Consider the following 21,714-nt stretch of genomic DNA (forward strand, 5'->3'; position numbering starts at 1 on the left):
TAAAAATCAGGTGTTGTTTACTTTTGTCATCATACTACATATTATAAAATATATAGACTATGGAAGACATGATTTTTTATGATAGATTGCAATTTGCTTTTACTATCACATTCCATTATATATTTCCACAATTAACAATGGGCCTATCTTTAATGATAGTCTATTTTAAATGGAAATACCTTAGAAATAAGATTGAAAAATATAATGATTCGGCTAAATTTTTCATGAAAATTTTTGCTATCAATTTTACCATGGGTGTCGTAACCGGCATACCTATGGAATTTCAATTTGGTACCAACTGGGCAAAATTCTCTGAACTTACAGGTGGTATAATTGGTCAGACCTTAGCTATGGAAGGCATGTTTTCTTTCTTTCTAGAATCTTCCTTTTTAGCACTATTTATTTTTGGTGAAAAGTTAATGGGGCAAAAACTCCATCTCTTAACAGGCTTTCTGGTATTCTTAGGGTCTTGGGCAAGTGGTTGGTTTATTTTAGCGACCAATGCTTGGATGCAACACCCCGTTGGTTACGAAATATTAGAAAACGGTAAATTCGTTTTAGAAAACTTCTCTGCACTGTTTAGCAACCCGTGGCTCTTACCTGCGTTCTTACATAATCAACTAGCTTCTGTTGTTACTTCTTCGTTTGTTGTAGCAAGTATAGGTGCCTTTTATATTCTAAGAAATAAGCAAATTGAACATGGTAAGCTGTTTTTAAAAACCGGAGTCATTTTTGGTTTAATTTCTAGTATTTTGGTTGCTTTCCCTACGGGAGACTGGAATGCTAAAAATGTTGCTAAACACCAACCTGCGGCTTTTGCGGCAATGGAAGGTATTTTTGAAACTGAAGAGGCTGGTGCCGAAATTGTGCTTATAGGACAACCTAATATGGTTGAAAAAAAATTGGACAACAAAATTGCCGTACCAAACATATTAAGCTTTTTAACCTATCAAGATTGGGATAAACAGATTAATGGAATGGATAAATTTGAAAAAGAGGAATTACCAGACAACGTACCTGCCCTATATTATTCGTATCATATTATGGTTGGTTTGGGTACCGTGTTTATGGGTATCATGGCATTGGCTGCCTTTTTATTATGGCGTAAAAAATTATACAATATAAAACCACTACTTTGGACAATTATGTTTCTAGTTCCGTTTCCTTATATCGCAAACCTAACAGGTTGGTACACTGCTGAATTAGGAAGACAGCCATATTTGGTTTATGGCTTATTAAGAACTAGCGATGGTATTTCACCAACCGTTTCATCTGGTAACACCTTGTTTACATTACTAGGTTTTGTTGCTTTATATATGCTACTTGGACTACTATTTTTAGTCTTAGTCGGTAAAACTATTAACGAAGGTCCTAAATCTAAATTACATTAATTATGGAAATATTCTGGTACATTTCAATAGCCGTTGTTTTAGCTGTATTTTTTATTTTAGATGGTTATGATTTCGGAACAGGAATCATTCATTTATTCTTCGCCAAAACCGAAAAAGACAAAGAAGTAATTGCAAAATCTGCTGGCTTATTCTGGGATTCTAATGAGGTTTGGTTAGTCGCTGCCGGTGGGATGCTTTTTATGGCTTTCCCCACATTTTACGCTTCTGTTTTTAGCGGATTCTATTTGCCATTAATACTCGTTTTATGGCTCATAATCTTTAGAGCTATCGGACTTGAATTAAGGAGTCAGTTTAAATTTCAAATGTGGAAAGATATCTGGGATACATCTTTTGGAGTTTCTAGTTTACTATTAGCCTTATTCTTTGGTATTGCTTTAGGCAATATTGTAAGAGGTGTTAACCTAGGTGGTGTCGATAATGGAATATCTGTTCACGAAGGACATTATTTCTTTTTACCGTTATGGGATGGTAGCTTTAGCCCTTTGACCGAGCACCCTGGAGTTATAGATTGGTTTACAATTATTATAGGATTAATAGCTGTGGTAACCCTAGCTATACATGGTGCAAACTGGATTATCTTAAAAACTAATTCCTCTATAAACACGAAGCTTAAAGGGGTCATTTTTAAGCTAAATATTATTTTAGCTATTCTTACCGTTTTTTCATTAGTTGTATGGCAAGTAGTGAATCCGAATTCATTAGATAACTTTGGTGACAAACCATATTTACTCATATTTCCATTAATTTACTTAAGTGGATTGGTAGGATTGTTTTTTATCAAAAAAATAAAAAAAGACAGTCACGCATTTGTACTATCGTCTTTATTGATTGTTGGTGGCATTACATCGTCGTTGGCTTCTTTGTTCCCTGTAATATTACCTTCAGTGAACGATACTCATGAACCGTTAACTATTTATAATACTGCAGCATCAGAATACGGGTTGTCTGTGGGCATTTATTGGGGTATTTTAGGGTTCCTCCTTATATTAATTTACATGATCATTCAAAAAAGATTGATGAAGGGTAAAGTCGACAATATGGATTATGGGCATTAGTATAAAGAGACCATCATGACAGGTACGTTAATATCATTGATCAGTATTCTTATAGGTATTATTGCCGCTAACGTTTTTGGTAATTTTAAAAAGAAGTATTCTTTTGGCTTTACCGGCAATACTGTAATTGGTGTTTTTGGAAGTATCTTATTAATAAAAACCTTTGGTCGTTTAGGCTTTAACCCGTGGTCTATAATGAACAATGGAGATTTTGATGGTTTTCGCCTAGCCATAAATTTAGTAGTATCTGCTATTGGCGGTGTTTTAGGTCTTATAATTGCAAAAAAGGTCTATCAGAAATTCAATAAATCTTAAACGTCACAACCTATTTATTGTAGAACCAACTTTTTCAGTTTAGGTCAGATTTATTCTTTCTCTTCTTTTTTCTTGTTGAGCTTATAAATAAGCCAAATAAAACCTACAATAAAGTGAAGCAAGATGATACCTGCAATAACATAAATCAGTGTATTTGAACTTCCTCTCATTTGTAATCTATCTTAGAAAATAAGTTCAAAACTAATCATCATATAGAAATAGAAATATGATATTAATCAATTTTAGACTATAAATTGATCATCGCCATTTTACTCAAAATCTCCAAGTAAAATAAAGTGCTATATGTAACAAATGTTGCTGTGTAGCACTATGTTTAAAGTGAACTTCGTGTAAACTTTAAACCTTGTCATAATGTCAAAAATAGTCATATTAGGTGCTGGAATTTCAGGGCATGTTGCTGCTGCGCACCTTCGAAGAAAACTATCGAAAGAACATGAAGTTCTGGTTGTTTCACCAAATAGCAATTACCAATGGATACCATCTAATATATGGGTAGGTATCGGTCGTATGAAGTCTGACCAAATTCTATTTCCCTTGGCTCCATTATACAAGAAAAAAAATATAAGTTTTAAACAAGCGCTTGTAACTACATTTCACCCAGAAGGTGATGCAGAAACTAAAAGTGCGTATGTAAAGATTAAATACGTTACCGGTGAAGAAAAGGGTAAAATTGAAAATATCACCTATGATTACCTTATAAATGCCACCGGACCAAAATTAGCCTTTGACATGACAGAGGGTTTAAACCCTGGCACTAATAAAGCCTACTCTGTTTGTACCTATAGTCATGCAGAGCATGCGTGGCATGCTTTAGATGATTTGATTCAACAAATGAAACAAGGTAAGAAAGCTAAAATTTTAATTGGAACCGGGCATGCAAAATCTACTTGCCAAGGTGCTGCTTTTGAATATATTTTAAATGTAGAACAAGAACTTAGAAGGCATAATGTACGTGATCAGGCTGAAGTAATATGGATTGCCAATGAGTTTCAGTTGGGCGATTTTGGTATGGATGGTGTGCTACTTAGTTACGGTGACAACATTATGAAATCTAGCGAAATGGTTGAAATGGTTTTTGAAGACCGCGGAATTAAATGGATTCTTGGTGCCGGGGTAAATAAAATTGAAGATGGTATAGCGCATTATGAAACATTAGATGGAGAGTATAAATCTGAAACATATGATTTTGCCATGTTAATACCTGCATTTTCTGGTCATGGTTTTAAAGCCTTTGATAAGAATAATGAAGACATTACCGAAAAACTATTTAAAGGTTTTATGTTGGTCGATGCCGATTATACCGCTAAACCATATGAAGAATGGAGCGTACAAGATTGGCCAGAAACCTATCAAAATCCGTCATACAAAAACATATTCGCACCTGGTATTGCATTTGCCCCACCACATGCAATTTCAAAACCTCGCGTAAGCAAAAATGGTACTTCGATATCTCCTGCGCCACCGCGTACGGGCATGCCTTCTGGTATTACCGCAAAGCTGGTTGCAGACAATATCATCGATACTATTAACGGAAAAAAAGGCTTACACCATAAAGGTTCTCTAGGTAACATGGGTGCTGCTTGTATTGCTTCTGCTGGTTATGGCATGACAAAAGGTAGTGGCGTAAGTATTACCACCTACCCCATTGTACCTGACTACAACAAATACCCAGATACCCAAGGTCGTAAATTAGGTAAAACCTTTGGAGAAATAGGTCTAGCTGGTCACTGGCTAAAACTAGCGTTGCATTATGCTTTTATTTACAAGGCAAAAATGAAGCCTTTTTGGTGGCTAATTCCTGAATAATTTCAAGTGCAACATCTCTAAAACTTGAAAGAATAATACTTAAAATCTAAAAAAAATGACACAAAGAATATCAAAATCTAAGCGCTTTTATATGATGAACCCCATAATTCAATTCTTTAAATTCATTTGGTTGAGTATAAAAATCATGTTAGTAGTTGCCGGTGGTCATGGCGGTACTAGAAAAGCTAATAATTAATGAATAAGAAAACACTTGTCATTACCACTATAGGCATAGTCATCGGTGCTATTGCCGGTTACCTATATTATGTCGAAATAGGCTGTCTAAGTGGTACTTGTGCAATTACATCTAAACCCCTAAATAGCACATTATACGGTAGCTTAATGGGTGGTTTACTTGCTAATACATTTATTAAATCTCCTGAAAAATAAACTGAATTCACATTTATTTTTCAATTGGTAGTAAAAGGCACTCTTTATAAAAGGGTGCCTTTTCATTTTTAAAAATTTGTTTTTTGAGAAAGAAATTTCCTTCGGTAACATTAGTTACTGTGCAGGCTGTTTTACCACCTTAATTTTGTATCAAATAAATGAATACCATGAAATATAAACTAGGATGGATATTGTTGTTCGTCTTTTATTCTGGCTTGGCACAAGAAGTAAAATCTATTACAAAAGATGAAGTGTTGATTAAGGTAAAAGAAAGTAATAACACACTTAAAATGGCAGAACAAGATGTGTTAGCTGCCAAGGGTGATTTCAATCAGACCAATGCTATTCTATTGCCTAACATTAGTGTATCGCACACTGGTATTGCTACCACGAACCCATTAATGGCATTTGGATCTAAACTTAATCAAGAAATTTTGACCGCTGCAGATTTTAATCCTGATGTATTAAATGACCCACGTCAAATTGAAGATTTTGCAACTCGTGTAGAAGTACAACAACCATTAATAAACTTCGATGGCATCTACCAGCGTAAAGCGGCAAAGGCAAAATTGACCGCTACCGAACTACAGTCTGGCAGAACAGTTGATTACTTAGCTCTTGAAGTTGAAAAGGCGTACATGCAATTACAACTTGCTTATAAAACCGTTACCGTTTTAGAGAAAGCTCAAGAAACTGCTTTAGAAAATAAACGTATTGCTAACAATAGTTACAAGCAAGGTTACTTACAAAAATCTGATGTTCTTTCTGTAGAAGTAAGAGTTACCGAAATCGATAATCAATTACAATATGCAAAGAGTAACATTCTAAATGCCAGCAACTATTTGTCTGTTCTAATGAATACTGATGAAAGTGAAATTTTAAAACCTTCTGATTCACTTTCAATTACTAGTTATGCTAGTACTACGGACATAAACTTATCGGAAAACAGAAAAGATATTTTAGCAATGAATTCTGCTACCGAAGCCTATAGACAAATGCATAAGGCAGACCAAATGGCTTTCTTACCTCGTTTAAATGCTTTTGGTACTTACGAGTTACATGACGATGATATTTTTCAAGGTCAATCCCAAGGTTATCTATTTGGTGCAGAATTAAAATGGAACCTTTTTGAAGGTAGTAAGCGTTTTGGCAAATCTCAAAAAAGCAAGGCTGAATATGACAAATCTAAATTACAATTAGAGCAGTACAAATCTGAAAGTCAATTAGAACTTAACAAAGCGAAAAGAGGTTTTGAAGATGCACAAAATAAACTGAAGCTGACAAAGCTGGCACTAGAACAATCTGAAGAATCATTGCGTATCCGAACCAATAGGTTTAAGCAAGGTTTAGAAAAAACTACTGATCTATTACTCTCTGAAACGCAATATTCTCAAAAGCAATTAGAGTATTATGCTACAGTTTTTCAACATAATTACGCCTTGGCGTATGTACAGTTTTTAACAAAAGAATAAAACCCTAATATCAATAAATACCATTCATAAAGATGAAAAATAATAAATATATAATCACAGCTATTTTAGGTGCTACAATCTTGCTCGCTAGTTGTGGCAGCGATGATAAAAAAGCAGTAGTTGACAACTCACCTGCTATTACCGTTCAAACAAAAACCGTTTCGGAAGATAGTAGTAATCCGTTTTTAACGGTTAGTGGTAAAATTGAAGCTGCCAAGAGTGCAAACATCAGCACTAGAATGATGGGGTACGTAGATAAAATATATGTTGGTATTGGTGATAAAGTAACCAAAGGTCAATTATTAATTAGTGTTAATAATGCAGATGTTTCTGCGCAACTGGCACAAGTAAATGCAGGTATTACCGAAGCTGAAGCTGCATATACAAATGCAGAAAAAGACTTTAACCGTTTTACTGCCTTATTCCAAGAAAACAGTGCTTCGCAGAAAGAGCTAGATGATATTACCGCCAATTATAATATGGCAAAGGCGAGAGTAGAATCTGCCAAGCAAATGAAAAACGGTGTCAACGCTCAAATGGGCTATGCGAATATTCGTGCTCCATTTAACGGTGTGGTAACCAATAAATTTATAAATGCAGGCGATATGGCAAACCCAGGTATGTCTTTAATGGAAGTAGAATCTCCTGGTAAATACCAAGTACTTGCTATGGTGCCTGAATCTGAAATTCTTGCTGTTAAAAATGATACTGAAGTTAGCGTACAGATCAAAGCTTTGAATAAAAGTATAAAAGGAAAAGTTACCGAAGTAAGTACTTCTTCTAAGAACACAGGTGGTCAATACTTGGTAAAGGTCATTTTAGATAAAACAGATGTACAAATACTTTCTGGCATGTACGCTACCGTACAATTTCCTATTGCACGTAAGACAACAAGTTCTGCTGTAATGATTCCGGTAGAAGCTATAGTTAAGAAAGGTCAACTATCTGGTATTTATACGGTTAGCCAAAGCAATACTGCCTTATTACGTTGGTTACGACTGGGAAGAACTTTTGGTGATCAAGTTGAAGTATTATCTGGCTTATCGGCAGACGAGCAATATATAGTTTCTGCCGAAGGAAAATTATTTAACGGCGCCAAAATCTCAAATCAATAAACGAGTCTGGGTTAGGGATTGTAGCGGATACCCCACAGGCATTTTTATGCCGAGGAGTAAGAGCGAAAAGCCCGACCGCCTGTCTTTTACAGGTGGGAACACACAAATAAAATTAAGAAATAATGAAGGAAGGTTTAGCTGGTAAAATTGCCAAATTATTTATAGGCAGTAAGTTAACGGTACTTTTAATGATTGTATTCATGGTCATTGGGGTGTACAGTTCGTTTTTGATTCCAAGGGAAGAAGAACCACAAATAGATGTGCCTATGGCAGACATTTTTGTAGGCTACCCTGGCGCGAGTCCCGAAGAAGTAGAATCGCGGGTAATCAAACCTTTAGAGAAATTAATTTCTAACATCAAAGGTGTAGAGTATGTGTATTCAACATCTATGAAAGAACAAGGTATGGTCATCGTTCAGTTTTATGTGGGCGAAGATATAGAGCGTTCTTTTGTAAAACTATACAACGAAATTAATAAGCATATGGATATTATGCCGCAAGGCGTAACCTTTCCGTTAGTAAAAACCCGTGCTATTGATGATGTACCTATGCTGGGACTTACCCTATGGAGCGAAAACTATGATGGGTATCAGTTAAGCCAAATGGCTCAAGAACTAGAAGGTGAAATCAAGAAAGTAAATGATGTTGCCATTACTCATAAAATAGGAAATCAAGACCGTCAATTACGCGTGGTTCTAGATAAAGACAAACTAGCCGCTAGCGGATTGGATTTCTTATCTGTTTCTGAAATGATAAAGGCGAATAATGCCCAATTGAGTTCTGGTAGTTTTGATAAAAATGATACGGAGTTCTTAGTGAATACAGGTAATTTTTTGGCATCGGTTACTGATGTTGAAAATCTTGTAGTTGGTGTTCAACAAAATCAACCTATTTATTTAAAGCAAATTGCCAGCATTATCGACGGACCAGAAATTCCTCAAAGTTATGTTTCATTAGGTTTTGGTCAAGCAAGCGATAAGGTCTCAGATTACAAATCTGAATACCCTGCCGTTACTATATCGGTAGCAAAAAGAAAAGGTGCAGATGCAATGAAAATTGCCGACATCGTTATTGATAAAGTTGAACACTTACGTACTACGTTGATTCCTGATGATGTTCATGTAGAAATCACCAGAAATTATGGTGAAACGGCATCCCACAAAGTGTCTGAACTTTTATTACACTTAATAGGTTCTATAATTGCGGTAACTTTAGTTGTGATGCTGGCTATGGGCTGGCGTGGTGGCTTGGTAGTATTCTTGTCGGTGCCTATTACGTTTGCCTTAACATTGTTAAGCTATTATATGCTTGATTATACATTGAACAGAATTACATTATTTGCTTTAGTTTTTGTGACAGGCATTGTGGTAGATGATTCCATTATTATAGCCGAGAATATGCACCGGCATTTTAAAATGAAGCGCCTACCCTTTAAACAGGCAGCCCTCTATGCAATTAACGAAGTTGGTAATCCTACCATCTTGGCAACATTTACTGTAATTGCCTCTGTACTACCAATGGCATTCGTATCTGGACTTATGGGACCATATATGGCACCTATGCCAATTGGAGCTTCTATTGCCATGATTTTATCACTTTTTGTAGCATTGACAATAACGCCTTATTTAGGGTATATTTTCTTGAGAGAAAAAGGTAAAAAAGGCGAAGTAGAAAAGGTAGAGAAACCATTGGAGGAAACCTATATCTACAAAATTTACAACAAATATGAACGTCCACTAATTGAAAACAAAAGCAAACGTTGGTTGTTTTTAGGACTGACATTTTTAATGCTAATGGGATCAATGGTATTGTTTTTTACCAAATCTGTAGCTGTTAAAATGTTGCCTTTTGATAACAAAAACGAGTTTCAAGTGGTTATTGATATGCCAGAAGGTACTACCCTTGAGCGTACAGGTGTAGTTGCTCAAGAAATTGCTCAATATCTTTCTACTAGACCAGAGGTTGTTAATTATCAAAACTATGTGGGTACCTCTGCCCCTATTACCTTTAACGGATTGGTACGTCATTATGATTTACGTGGTGGTAGTAATATGGCAGATATTCAAGTAAACCTTATTGATAAAGACGAACGTTCTGCTCAAAGTCATGATATTGCGAGTTTACTGAGACCAGATATCCAAAAAATAGCCGCTAAATACAATGCCAATGTTAAGTTAGTTGAGGTTCCGCCAGGACCTCCTGTACTTTCTACGATTGTAGCAGAAGTATACGGACCTGATTATGAGGAACAGATTAAAATTGCGAATAGTGTAAAAGATATCTTGAAAAACACTGATGATGTTGTAGATATCGACTGGCTTGTGGAAGCTGACCAAACGGAATATAAATTTGAAATTAACAAAGAGAAAGCAATGCTTTATGGCGTGGCGCCACAACAAATTGCCTATACCATGAATATGGCTTTATCTAATAGAGCAATCACAAATTTATATGATGAGAATGCAATAGACCAAGTTGGTTTGGTACTGGCTTTAGATGAAAAAGAAAAATCGACTATTACAGATATTTCACAACTGAAAATTACCTCTAAACAAGGTAACATGGTTCCTATTGCCGATTTAGTAGATATTAAAGAAACCATAAGCGCAAAGAGCATTTACCGTAAGAACCAAAAGCGTGTTGTATATGTAATGGCAGATATGGCCGGAGAATTGGAGAGTCCCGCATACGCAATATTAGGTATGGAAGAAAAGCTTAAAGAAATTGCGCTACCAAAAGGATATCAAATTACCGAAATGTACTTAGGTCAACCTGAGTTTGAAGATGACTATACCGTTAAATGGGATGGCGAATGGCAAATTACTCTAGAAGTATTTCGTGATTTAGGTATTGCCTTTATGGGAGCTATCATCTTAATTTATATTTTGATCGTAGGATGGTTTCAAAACTTTAAAGCACCTATAGTAATGATGGTTGCAATACCATTATCTCTAATAGGAATCATTTTAGGTCACTGGATCATGGGAGCATTTTTTACCGCTACTTCTTTTATTGGTATGATTGCCCTTGCAGGTATTATGGTGCGGAATTCGGTACTACTTATAGATTTCATTAATCTTCGTTTAGCCGAAGGTGTGCCCATAAAGCAAGCTGCTATTGAAGCTGGTGCGGTAAGAACAACTCCTATTTTATTAACTGCCGGCACCGTGGTAATTGGCGCTTTCGTAATCTTATTCGATCCAATTTTTCAAGGTCTGGCTATCTCTTTAATGGGCGGTACTATTGTATCTACAGTTCTTACATTATTGGTGGTACCATTGGTGTATTATATGATCGAAAAGAAAAACTATCCAGAAACGGATAACCAAGAAATTAATAAATAGAAAATAGGATTCAACAGCGCAACTTTTGTGCTGTTGATTCTTCTAAAAATAGAACAACATGTTAAACACATATTTTAGAGTTATAGTAGGTACAATGGTTTTATTAAGTGTTGTATTAGCTGTTTATGTAGATATAAACTGGTTATGGTTTACAGTATTTATAGGTGTAAATATTATACAGTCGGCTTTTACGAAATGGTGCTTATTAGAGACAATTCTTAAAAAATTCGGAATTAAAAATTAGTAGTAGTATTATTTCATGTGCTGTAAAATGTGATTAGTACTTTGTTAAAGTTGCTATGCACGTTTTATTTTAAAAAAAATAAAACGCAAGTGAACATCTTCTCATAACATACCACATTTCAGAATTTTACACTGACTAAACCTTATATCGCACTAAGGTTTCTTTTCAAAAAATAGTAATTCATTTTAGTTAATGTCATTCTTATGTAACCTAAGTTACATAAGAATGATTTTCTTTGCGTTTTCTTTAGCGGTTTTGAACTTGAATTAAATTGAGTATGAATTTACTATATGATCCATGGCCATGGTATGTGGCCGGACCTTTAATTGCCCTCACGATGTTTGTTTTGCTTTTTATCGGTAAAAAATTTGGAATGTCATCAAACCTTAGAACCATGTGTTCTATTGGTGGTGCAGGCAAATACTCCGATTTCTTTAAGTTCGATTGGAAGTCACAACGGTGGAATTTAGTTGTTGTGATTGGTGCCATTATTGGCGGCTTTATCGCTTCTCAATTTATGTCTAATAACAAGGTTATTATAAACCCTGATGTTGCTCAACAACTTACAACTGATTACGGAATTGAAAGTGCCGGTGAAGCATATTTACCAACTGAACTTTTTGCAACAGAAAACCTTAGCGACCCTTTTGTGTTGGCTGTTTTAATTATTGGAGGATTCTTAGTGGGCTTTGGAGCTCGTTACGCCGGTGGTTGTACCAGTGGGCATGCCATATCTGGATTAAGTAATTTACAGTTGCCTTCCCTAATTGCCGTTATCGGTTTCTTTATTGGTGGTCTAGTTATGATTCACCTTTTATTCCCTCTAATATTCAGTTAAAATGAAATATATAAGTTATTTAACCATAGGTATCTTTTTCGGTATCATCATGTATAAATCTGAAGCCGCATCGTGGTTTCGTATTTATGAAATGTTTCAGTTTGGGTCTTTCCATATGTATGGGATTATAGGTTCTGCCCTTGTTATCGGAGTAATCGGTGTGCAAATCATCAAAAAATATAAGATAAAAGCGATTGGTGGTAATGAAATGAATTTACACCCTAAAACTAAAAGTGTTGCCCGTTATTTAATTGGTGGTATTATTTTCGGATTAGGTTGGGCATTGGCTGGTGCTTGCCCCGGACCAATGTATGTACTTGTAGGTGCTGGATACTACTCTATTCTGGTTGTTATTGGCGGAGCTCTTTTAGGTACTTTCGTTTACGGATTGGTAAAAAATAAATTACCCCACTAACTTAATAAAGTGGTTCAGCCTTCGGCGGATAGTTTTGGTGAAAGCCATAACCACCCTACCCCTAATAGAAAGAGGATATAAAATACTAGTAGAGAAACAGGACGGTCCACAACAACCTTCCTGTTTTTTAGAATTTCTTTTCCGAATTGATTTTTATTTGCTGCTATGTTCGCGATACTTTTTAAAGCCTTCCAATCTTTATGTTCAAAAACATAGTATGAAAAGTTCGTACTATCATTTTCAACTTGTAATGAATTCCACCCTGTTTTCTTCGGATAAACAGTACCTGAATAGTGACTAGGCAGCAATGAATTTTGAACAAGCGACACTGAAATACTATCTTCATTTATAATACCGTACTCCTCTAAATTTGTTCGAATCTCAAAATGAAATGGCTCGTCTATTTTAAGAAATTTCGTATTGGATTGCCATGAAACTGCCTGCCCTTTCTTCTTTGCTATCTTATCTAAAATAGTGGTCCAAATACCATGATATACTTCACTTTTACCATTCAACAAAAACTGATAACTATTTAATAATGTGGTAATTGCAATTTTACCATTTCCTATTTGTCTATACGCTGCCAAGTTTGATGTTCCACCTAAATGAATTGGCTCTACTAATAATTGTTCATTAAACTGATACGGGTACTTTTCTGTTTCTGCGGCATAAACTGGTAATTTCACAGTGTTCATCCTATCACGTCTAAATTTAAAATAAGCATCGCTGCTTCGGCTATTAAAAAGAAAATCACTTGGTTGAATAAATAGTCCTAAACCTTGTTCTTTAATACTTGATTCAAACCTTTTTCTAATCGTATTTCCAAGACCCGTATAAGTTTCAGCATCAACAATTACAATATCAAAATTTTTAAGGGTCTCTTTGGTAAACTGATATATTGGTCGCGTAGGCGTATTGAAATATTCAAACTTATATTTCCCTTTTGTCAACTGACTTCTAACAATAACCTCATGACCAGATTCAGCCAAGAAATTCTTTAAGTATTTGGTCTCAAACGTGGGGAAGGTATTTAAAATCAAAACCCGTAACGGTTCTTTTCTCATCACCTCTATAGGTAGCGGATTCGTTTCTAAAACAACGCCTGTGCTATCTTTAACAGCTAATTGATAGATATACGACCCAGCTACTTTTGGGCGAGTCTTTAGGTTAAAATCTGCATTCTTATCTTCAGTGAACTGAATAGAGTCTAACCCGTTATTCCTTGAATCTTGTAGTACTAAAAATGATTTTTCAATTGGTTGAGAATAACTACCAGAAACCATTAATTCTTCACCTATTACAAGCTGTTCCGTATAGTTCAATTGTGTTACTCCCATTGGAGCAGCATTAGGAATGTAGGTAGTTGGTAGACTATCGAACAAATAAAAATCATACGGCTCAATACCATCACCAAGTACAATAACATTGGTAAGTGAATCGAGCTCTTTACGAATCGATTTTTTAGGATTATAATCTAAAACCTTTATTCCCTCATAACGGTTTAAAAGACTGTCTTTTATTATCTCATCAAAATTATTGGTCAAAACTACTGCCTGACTATCATTAATTTCCACCTTTTTTGTAGGCTCTAGAATTAACATAACCAATGCCAAGATGGTTATTAAAGCTACAATAGTATTTACGACAAACCGACCACTACGCTTGGTTTTCCATTCTTTCCAAACATAGCTATTAAAAACTACTAATCCGCCAAGTAAGATGGGGATCATGAGCTCTTTTTGCATAAATGAGAATCCATCAATCATACACCTGTAATTGTTTTAGAAATAATGAATTGATTTCATCTGTATACTCTTTTTTAGCACCAGGTACTTGTGGTGTTTTCGGTAAGGCTGCTAATAATCCTTTTTGTACGAATTTATAATTAGCCATTGTTCGCTCCGTATTATTCTCAATTCCTTTTAAGCCCTGTAACACTCGTAAATACTTACTTGGGCTAACTATAGCCAATTGAGCCAATTCATTGCCTGTAGCTGCAAAAAGGGTATTATCAGCCTCATTAAAAGTGCTTTCTTGCTGAATAAACTGTTCTAAGCGAGCAACTGCATTCTCAAGTGCTTCAAAAGGATTTTCTACCTCTTTGGTTTCAATCTTTCGATAATTCTCTATATCCTTTATTTTACCGGTAAGTCTGCTGTCTTCTTTAATTGGTGGTGGATCAAAACCTATTCTGTGTACATAAATACGGGCACTATTCTTTATTTCTTGAATGTATTTTAAAGCTTCATATTGAAATGGCAATGACTTTTCTGGCTCGTTTAATCGTAGGTGTAATTCGGCATCCCACATAATGCTTAATGCCTTTCGCAATTTTGTTTTCAAAGATTCTTCAAACAGAGTAGACTCCTCAGGATCATCATGATTATGAAGATAGTCGTGTAATGGATCTTCTGCTTCTTCGGTATCATTTTCTTCATGATGTTCATGCTTTTCTACCAGATTATGCTCATTATCACCATCATGGTCATGCATGAATTCTTTTATTACATTTTCTTGATCTTCAGCATGATCATGGTCCTCACCTTCTTCTTCACTTTCGATCTCTTCTGGAGCTTCTTCCATTTCAGATTCATCGCCCATAAACTGACCATATTTTAAGCGCAACGCTTTTTGGTCAAACCCCAGTTCATTACTTCTCGACTTAAATTCGGTAATCGTAATGCTCGGTTTATCTTTTATCAACTTCTCGGTATCGATAATCAACTGGCGCTGACTTCTAAAATAATCGGGCATTTGGTCTACTCCCAAAGTCCCTTCTACGCCATATTGCTCGCTCACCGTATCTTTTATAACTGCAAAATAAGTTTCGCTACGCGCAACATTTCGTTTGGGTTGTTTTTCATCAAAGGCTTCAATATAAAAATAGAGCTCGTCACCTAATTCCATTTTTAAGGCATTTAAATCTAATGTTTTCATAGCCCTAACCGATTTCACACCTTTCGAAATAGTTTCATTGAATTTTAATTTCTCTTCTCTGAACTTCACCGATTCTCCCGATCCCTTACTTACGGTTGCTATGATATAGGCTTCGTCAATTCCGTAATCATCAGTAATTGTACTTTGTAGTTCGACAACCTTTTTATCTGAAAAATCAAAATAGGTATATTGTTCTAATCCTAAAATCTCTATTTCTGGCGGATTATCGGGTATTACTTCCAACGAGAATAAATCTGATGTAAATTCAATACCGTCTTCACTCTTGAATTTAAAACTATAAAAACCCGATGCTGATAATACTTGCTTAATACGATACCCCTTTTCGCCTTTTTGCAACGGAATTAGTTCCCCCATGCGGTCTAGGTAGACTTCTTTAACAGGATTATCAAATTCCAACAGCCACTGAACCGTAGCACCAGCAATCGTCTTTATGTTTGGGTCACTTACAGCAATTGTACCTTTTCGGGTATAGGATGGATAAGTAACACTAATATCTTGACTAGAAATTTTTGGAATGATGGACTTCTCACTAATACTATCTGTTGCTATAAACTGAATTTGTGTTTCGTTAGTAGCATTCCCTAAAACGCTTTCTACGCTTTTAAACAAATCTAATTGTTGAACAACAATACCAAGCAAGACCAACCCTAGCGTAATCAGTAGCGCCTGTTTTAATTTATTAGGCGGATGAATAGCACCTAACCTTTTGCTAAGCTCTTCTGATACTTTATAGCGTTGTAGCTTGGCAAGATTTGACAATGAATCTTCTGGTTGCAACAATAAGCCTGTACTAAACGATGCTTCATCTACATGTGCATCTATATAAGTGCCCGTGGTAGCTAAATTTTGTTTCCAAGGCTTATGTATAAAAAGCACTACGACTACCGCAACTACAAAGCTTAAAACGCCAAGCCATAGATTTTTTGATACTAAATAGAAAAGAACGGCAATGCCAACTGCATACAAGGCAGCTTCTGCGTATGACAAGATTTGCCAGCGCCTGTGAAATTTCATCAAGTGTAGTTTACCTGATTCCATTACTGTTTTCGTTTATATGCTACAAAGCGTTCTACAATCAATAATACTAGCAGAACAATCCACAAATACGGATTCAGACTCCAGCTGACTTGGTGGGTTTTAGATGTGCCACTTTCTATAAAATTAGTTTCTAAATCTACTTCCATAACCGAGCGAATATCAGCATTAGCTTGTAGTTCACGTAGCTCTTCATCGACATCTAAAATGCTTAGTAGATTCTCTGTTAATCGCCCAGATAAGGCATTTTCTGTGGTTATTCTTTCTGTTATATAAAATGTATTTTCATTTTCATCATTTGTTATAAGTGAATTAGCAATGGAATCATTTTTAAATACAAGTGTCTTTCGAGCTGTAACTGGAGCAGGCTTAGTACTTAACCAAATCATTAAATCCGCTTCCTTATTCTCCAATAGTTCGCTATCTAAAAAACTTTCGACTTTTATTTCTCTATTTAAGTAAGTCGATAAAGCTGCCAATGCTGCTTCAATATACCTTTTATCTGTACTTAGACTATCGGTATACACCAAAGAAACTTCTAAAGCAGATTGTTGAATTAAAGGAATTTTTACTGAACTTGAACTTGAACTTGAACTTGAACTTGAAACCTGTAAACTATCACCATTTGATGTTAGTTGGTATGCATCACCTAGCTCAATAGTCTTCGTTGCTATTTTTGAAACTACCGGACTGTTATTGGCTGTAAATAAAGCTATATTTTTTTCTTTCTGATATGCTAGTAAAGGCTTTTCAAGATTTTGAGCCGAATCCAAAACTATCCAATTGATATCATGATTGGTTTCTGGTCTAGCTCCTTTTAATCCTTTTGTATATCCATGGGTAAAAACAATAATACTATCAGTTTTCAATTCATTCATTTCTGATGCTAATGACCAGTAATCTGCACTTCTAAAATCTTGTGAATTGGCATATTCAATATCGTTTTCAGGCAAGCCTGATTGTAAAAGCCTTATATCTTGATCTGCCTGTAAATCAATAAAACGAGCCATGAAATTTTCATTCCGGGCTAATTCAGGTTCAATAATATAGGTCAGTTTGCTGTTGTTCACCTTTGATTTCCATTGCGGTTTTGCAATGACCAAAGTAATCAGGGAAATAATTGCCATACGCAGTAGCAACAACCACCATTCGTTTAATTGAATACTACTAGATTGTCTTGATTTTGATTCTGATAGCAGTTGAACACTACCGATTTTTATAGTTTTCGCTTCCTTCTTACTCCATAAATGGATAGCTATAGGAACTAAAAGTCCCAATAAAGCCCATAAATACAAAGGTTCTGCGAATGACATATTAACCGAGTCTTTTACGTTGTTTTAAAAATAATAGTAATGCTTCACCCAAGTGTGCATCCATACGAAAGACATGGTGATCAATGCCGTTTGAAAGTAATTCGTCCTTAATTTTTTTCAATCTACTTTCTAAAGCAGCCAAATATTCTGTTTTAGCTTTTTCGGTATCTACTTTTACTCGTGCCCCTGTTTCCCAATCTTCAAAAGTGATGTTTGGACCGTAATTAAAATCCATTTCAGCTGATCCCATAATTTGAAGTACGATCACTTCATTTCTTGCTGATTTTAATCCTTTGATAAACTTTGAAATCTCATCACCTGTTTCATACATATCGGTCAAAAAGAAAATCAATTCTTTACCGCCTCTATTCGGTATGCGTTTATTTGAAATATGTGTTTCTGGCCATTTACCAGAATTAGAAAGATTAATTAATTCTAGCAGCAATCTGTTGTAATGTTTTTTATCTGCGTTGGGGTAAATACTGACCACATCATTTTCATTTAAGGCAAAAAGACCAACAGAATCTCCTTGCTTATGAGCCATATATGCTAGTGTAGCCACCAAGAGACGTACAAAATCAACTTTCGACAAGTCCTTTTCTTTGTGCAGCATTGAAGCACTGGCATCTACAATAAACTTAATAGTCACCTGACTTTCTATCTCTGACTGTTTAATGTAATACCTGCCCGAACGTGCCAACATTTTCCAATCTAACAAACGTAAATCATCCCCAGGTTGATAACCACGGTATTGACTAAACTCCATACCCGGCCCCACACTGGCACTTTTATTTAAACCAGACGTAAAACCCTCGACCACAATTCGTGATATCAAGGAAAGTCCCTCAACTGTATTGATGACCTCTGGTTTTAATAAATCTTGATAGTCCTGTATTGCCATGTACTCGATAATAGAGAGTTCGTTACTTGCCTTTTATTTCTATAGCATTCAATAAATGTGATGCTACTTTATCTGAAGTTATGCCTTCTGCCTCTGCTCTAAAGTTGACCAAAACTCTATGGCGAAGCACTGGTAACGCTACACTTTTAATATCGTCTAACGTAACCGATAACCGACCTGATAACAATGCATTAGCCTTTGCCGTTAAGATCATTGCTTGACCTGCACGCGGACCTGCACCCCAGTCTACCCAATCTTTAACATAAGAATCTGTTGTGGTTTCCGGTCGCGTAGCACGAATCATATCACTCACAAAACTGATCAGTGCATCGCTTATAGAAACTTCACGTACTAACTGTTGTAACCGTACGATATCATCACCAGAAATTACCTTGTTCAGCTTCTTTTTTATACCACCCGTAGTTGCCTTTAAAATGGTTTCCTCATCTTTCTGAGTAGGATATCCAATTTTTATATAAAGTAAAAAACGATCCTGCTGCGCTTCCGGCAAAACAAAGGTTCCCGATTGTTCTATAGGGTTTTGTGTTGCTAGAATGAAGAACGGCTTATCTAAGGGATACGTTTTATCTCCGTAAGTAACCTCAAATTCTTGCATTGCTTCCAATAATGCCGCCTGAGTTTTTGGCGGTGTACGGTTTATTTCATCCGCTAGTATAATATTAGAAAATATAGGTCCTTTATTGAACTTAAAGAACTTTTTACCTGTGGTATGATCTTCCTCCAATATCTCGGTCCCGATAATATCCGAAGGCATTAAATCGGGCGTAAACTGTATCCTTTTAAACTTTAAATCGATTGCATTTGCCAAAGTTCTGATCATTAAGGTTTTTGCCAAACCGGGTACTCCTTCTAACAAAGCATGACCACCGGCTAAAAACGTAATCAATAATTGCGATACGGTTTCTTCTTGACCTATAATCACCTTTCCTATTTCTTGCCTTAAAGCATTCAATTTACCGGAAAGCATTTCCACCTCATCTGCAATACGTTGTAATTCTTTATCCATTCAAAAATGTGTTTATGAGGTTAGGGCGTACATGACGATGTTTACCCCAAACCGTGTATTGTCTATTTTATACCAACGTTTATTTCTAAAATCATAATCCCATTCGCAGCCGTAATCTTTATTACTGTACAACACCCCTATTCTTCCATTGATGACAATTGCCTTTAAATAATCATGCACCAAATCATCTCCCCAGCCGTTCAGCTCTTGTGATGTGGTTGGTGGTCCATCTTCAAAGTCAAAGAATATGGTATAGATTTCGTGGTCGTTGGGTATTTTTTTTAATGCGGACGAACCAAATATTTCTTCCATTTGCCTTTCAAAAGATTTAGCGAACAATCCGTCTATATCATGATTGCAATCATCTGCGAAAACGAAGCCTCCGTTACGCACATATTTCTCAAAATTCTCTTGTTCCTTTTTAGTGAACTCCACCAATTTATGTCCTGAGATATAGCAAAACGGACTCTTAAAAATATCATCGCTCGCTAGTGTGATTATCTTTTCTTGGGTGTCTACTTTCAAGGTGGTGTACTCTACCAATGAATTCAACAAATTAGAAGGCATACGTTGATCCACATCCCAATCGCCGGACTCATACTGTAATCTCGTGAAGAAAAATTCGTTGCTCAAGGGCAATTGATTTGTGTTTTTATTCCGATAGAAAAAAGAAAAAACTGGTTGTCGTGACGAGTCACAAACAACCAGTTTAGATATTCATAATATCATTTATACGGCATCTGAAAGACTGGTGAACGTAAAGTCACGAACCTTCATATATGGTATTAAATTACCATTGATACGTACTTGTTGCCCAAGGGTTTCCAAATTGTTTAACATGATGATCGGACTCTCATTAAACCTGAAGTTTTTTACAGGATATTTAATTTCCCCGTTCTCGATGTAAAAAGTTCCATCCCTTGTAAGTCCCGTATATAATAAGGTCTGTGGGTCAACACTACGTATGTACCATAAACGTGTTACCAGAATTCCCTTTTTGGTACTCTTTATCAATTCTTCTAAACTTGCATCACCACCGGTCATAATCGCATTCGACGGAAAAGGAACTGGCTCAACACCTTTCTCTTTCGCCCAGAAACGATCATAAGCCAAGTTTTTAACAACTCCGTTTTCAATCCAGCTTGTCTTTTTTATAGCTTGCCCTTCGCTGTTCCAAGTTGCTGTAGGCACTTCCGGATTCAATGGATCTGAATAAATATTAACGCGTTCGTCAACTATTTTCTCGCCAATTTTATTTTTACCATCTGGTGCAGACATAAAGCTTCTACCTTCATCTGCAGAACGTGCATTTAATGATCTAAACATATTACGCAACAAATCTGCCGAGGCAGCCGGTTCTAATATTACTGTATATTTACCTGGCTCTATTGCTTTTGCTTCTCTAGATAATACTGCCTTGTCTATTGCGGTTTTTGCAGCTTCATCAGCATCGAACTTATCAACATCGTTAAAATCTCTTTTAACCCAACCAGAACCAGTACCGTCATTGGTACGCATGGTTACCGTAAAATCGACATCTGTAGTTTGGTTGTAAGCGAACAATCCCTTAGAATTGATCATTGCGCTGAAACCAGCGGAATCATTTAAAAAACCTGCTGCAGTAACATCTTTTGCATCTGCAGGAACAATACTGCTGCTCGCTACTTCTGCTCTATATTCCGGAGTTACATTGGCAGTTGATTCACTATATGTAATTGCTTCATCATACATTTGCGGACCTAAAGGCTCCATAAACTCAGGATTCTCAGGAGATAATTGCGCCAATTCCTCGGCTCTTCTTACTACCTTTTCTAATGATGCGTCATCGAATTCATCTATAGTTGCCGTACCTGATTTTTTACCAAAACTAGATTGTACCGCCAAACTTTGATTAGAACTGTACCCAGATGTAGATACCGTATTTCGTGCATATCTTATATTACCGCTGTTATAACCGCTTAAATTTATCTCGCAGGTATCGGCTTTGGAAAAGCTCAATGCTTTCTCCAATATTTTTCTTGCTTCTTCTTTTGTATAAATTGCCATTGTTGTT

The 21,714-nt window shown here is 35.9% G+C and carries 19 protein-coding genes; 12 read left to right on the plus strand and 7 right to left on the minus strand.

What is annotated here, in order from left to right; all coding sequences use genetic code 11:
* The first annotated feature begins 59 nt into the window (after positions 1–59).
* From Q4500_RS12195 to Q4500_RS12250, 12 genes are all read left to right on the plus strand, one after another.
* Complete coding sequence (locus Q4500_RS12195) at positions 60–1,391, plus strand: cytochrome ubiquinol oxidase subunit I (RefSeq protein ID WP_303599933.1); 1,332 nt, start codon at positions 60–62, stop codon at positions 1,389–1,391.
* A 2-nt stretch (positions 1,392–1,393) separates the two neighbouring features.
* On the plus strand, positions 1,394–2,467 hold the full coding sequence (gene cydB, locus Q4500_RS12200; RefSeq protein WP_303599934.1) for a cytochrome d ubiquinol oxidase subunit II: 1,074 nt from the start codon (positions 1,394–1,396) through the stop codon (positions 2,465–2,467).
* 15 nt (positions 2,468–2,482) lie between these two features.
* Complete coding sequence (locus tag Q4500_RS12205) at positions 2,483–2,782, plus strand: hypothetical protein (RefSeq protein WP_303599935.1); 300 nt, start codon at positions 2,483–2,485, stop codon at positions 2,780–2,782.
* A gap of 372 nt (positions 2,783–3,154) precedes the next feature.
* Positions 3,155–4,609: an NAD(P)/FAD-dependent oxidoreductase gene (locus Q4500_RS12210; protein WP_303599936.1), complete on the plus strand. Its 1,455-nt coding sequence runs from the start codon at positions 3,155–3,157 to the stop codon at positions 4,607–4,609.
* Between the two features lie 55 nt (positions 4,610–4,664).
* Complete coding sequence (locus Q4500_RS12215; protein WP_170861966.1) at positions 4,665–4,805, plus strand: hypothetical protein; 141 nt, start codon at positions 4,665–4,667, stop codon at positions 4,803–4,805.
* Positions 4,805–4,999, plus strand: a complete 195-nt coding sequence (locus Q4500_RS12220) for a DUF6132 family protein (RefSeq protein WP_303599937.1) — start codon at positions 4,805–4,807, stop codon at positions 4,997–4,999. Before Q4500_RS12215 ends, Q4500_RS12220 begins: the two co-directional genes overlap by 1 nt.
* A gap of 167 nt (positions 5,000–5,166) precedes the next feature.
* Entirely contained in the window at positions 5,167–6,471 is a 1,305-nt protein-coding gene (locus tag Q4500_RS12225) for a TolC family protein (RefSeq protein ID WP_303599938.1), read from the plus strand.
* Positions 6,472–6,503: 32 nt separating this feature from the next.
* Complete coding sequence (locus Q4500_RS12230; protein ID WP_303599939.1) at positions 6,504–7,586, plus strand: efflux RND transporter periplasmic adaptor subunit; 1,083 nt, start codon at positions 6,504–6,506, stop codon at positions 7,584–7,586.
* Positions 7,587–7,708: 122 nt separating this feature from the next.
* Entirely contained in the window at positions 7,709–10,930 is a 3,222-nt protein-coding gene (locus Q4500_RS12235) for an efflux RND transporter permease subunit (protein WP_303599940.1), read from the plus strand.
* 58 nt (positions 10,931–10,988) lie between these two features.
* The gene (locus Q4500_RS12240; protein ID WP_299800202.1) at positions 10,989–11,174 is read left to right on the plus strand and encodes a DUF2892 domain-containing protein; all 186 of its coding nucleotides are present in this window, start codon (positions 10,989–10,991) and stop codon (positions 11,172–11,174) included.
* Between the two features lie 277 nt (positions 11,175–11,451).
* A complete protein-coding gene (locus Q4500_RS12245) occupies positions 11,452–12,012 on the plus strand; it encodes a YeeE/YedE family protein (protein WP_303599941.1) in 561 nt (186 codons plus the stop codon).
* A gap of 1 nt (position 12,013) precedes the next feature.
* Entirely contained in the window at positions 12,014–12,427 is a 414-nt protein-coding gene (locus Q4500_RS12250; protein ID WP_299800204.1) for a DUF6691 family protein, read from the plus strand.
* Positions 12,428–12,441: 14 nt separating this feature from the next.
* Here the strand turns inward: Q4500_RS12250 and Q4500_RS12255 are convergent, their stop codons facing one another.
* The 7 genes from Q4500_RS12255 to Q4500_RS12285 all read right to left on the minus strand — a co-directional run bounded on the left by Q4500_RS12255 (position 12,442) and on the right by Q4500_RS12285 (position 21,707).
* On the minus strand, positions 12,442–14,193 hold the full coding sequence (locus tag Q4500_RS12255) for a hypothetical protein (RefSeq protein ID WP_303599942.1): 1,752 nt from the start codon (positions 14,191–14,193) through the stop codon (positions 12,442–12,444).
* Positions 14,186–16,399 (minus strand): DUF4175 family protein, encoded by a 2,214-nt coding sequence (locus tag Q4500_RS12260; protein ID WP_303599943.1) that lies wholly within the window; start codon positions 16,397–16,399, stop codon positions 14,186–14,188. Before Q4500_RS12260 ends, Q4500_RS12255 begins: the two co-directional genes overlap by 8 nt.
* Before the next feature lie 23 nt (positions 16,400–16,422).
* Positions 16,423–17,733 carry a BatA domain-containing protein gene (locus tag Q4500_RS12265; RefSeq protein WP_303599944.1) on the minus strand — a complete coding sequence of 437 codons (1,311 nt, stop codon included), beginning with the start codon at positions 17,731–17,733 and terminating at the stop codon, positions 16,423–16,425.
* A gap of 1 nt (position 17,734) precedes the next feature.
* Positions 17,735–18,634 carry a DUF58 domain-containing protein gene (locus Q4500_RS12270; RefSeq protein ID WP_303599945.1) on the minus strand — a complete coding sequence of 300 codons (900 nt, stop codon included), beginning with the start codon at positions 18,632–18,634 and terminating at the stop codon, positions 17,735–17,737.
* A 22-nt stretch (positions 18,635–18,656) separates the two neighbouring features.
* The gene (locus Q4500_RS12275) at positions 18,657–19,661 is read right to left on the minus strand and encodes a MoxR family ATPase (RefSeq protein WP_303599946.1); all 1,005 of its coding nucleotides are present in this window, start codon (positions 19,659–19,661) and stop codon (positions 18,657–18,659) included.
* A 12-nt stretch (positions 19,662–19,673) separates the two neighbouring features.
* Positions 19,674–20,294: a DUF4159 domain-containing protein gene (locus Q4500_RS12280; protein ID WP_303599947.1), complete on the minus strand. Its 621-nt coding sequence runs from the start codon at positions 20,292–20,294 to the stop codon at positions 19,674–19,676.
* 96 nt (positions 20,295–20,390) lie between these two features.
* On the minus strand, positions 20,391–21,707 hold the full coding sequence (locus Q4500_RS12285) for a TldD/PmbA family protein (RefSeq protein WP_303599948.1): 1,317 nt from the start codon (positions 21,705–21,707) through the stop codon (positions 20,391–20,393).
* Positions 21,708–21,714 lie beyond the last annotated feature (7 nt).

This window comes from Maribacter sp. 1_MG-2023 (assembly GCF_030547005.1).
In the GTDB taxonomy this organism is placed as follows: Bacteria; Bacteroidota; Bacteroidia; order Flavobacteriales; family Flavobacteriaceae; genus Maribacter.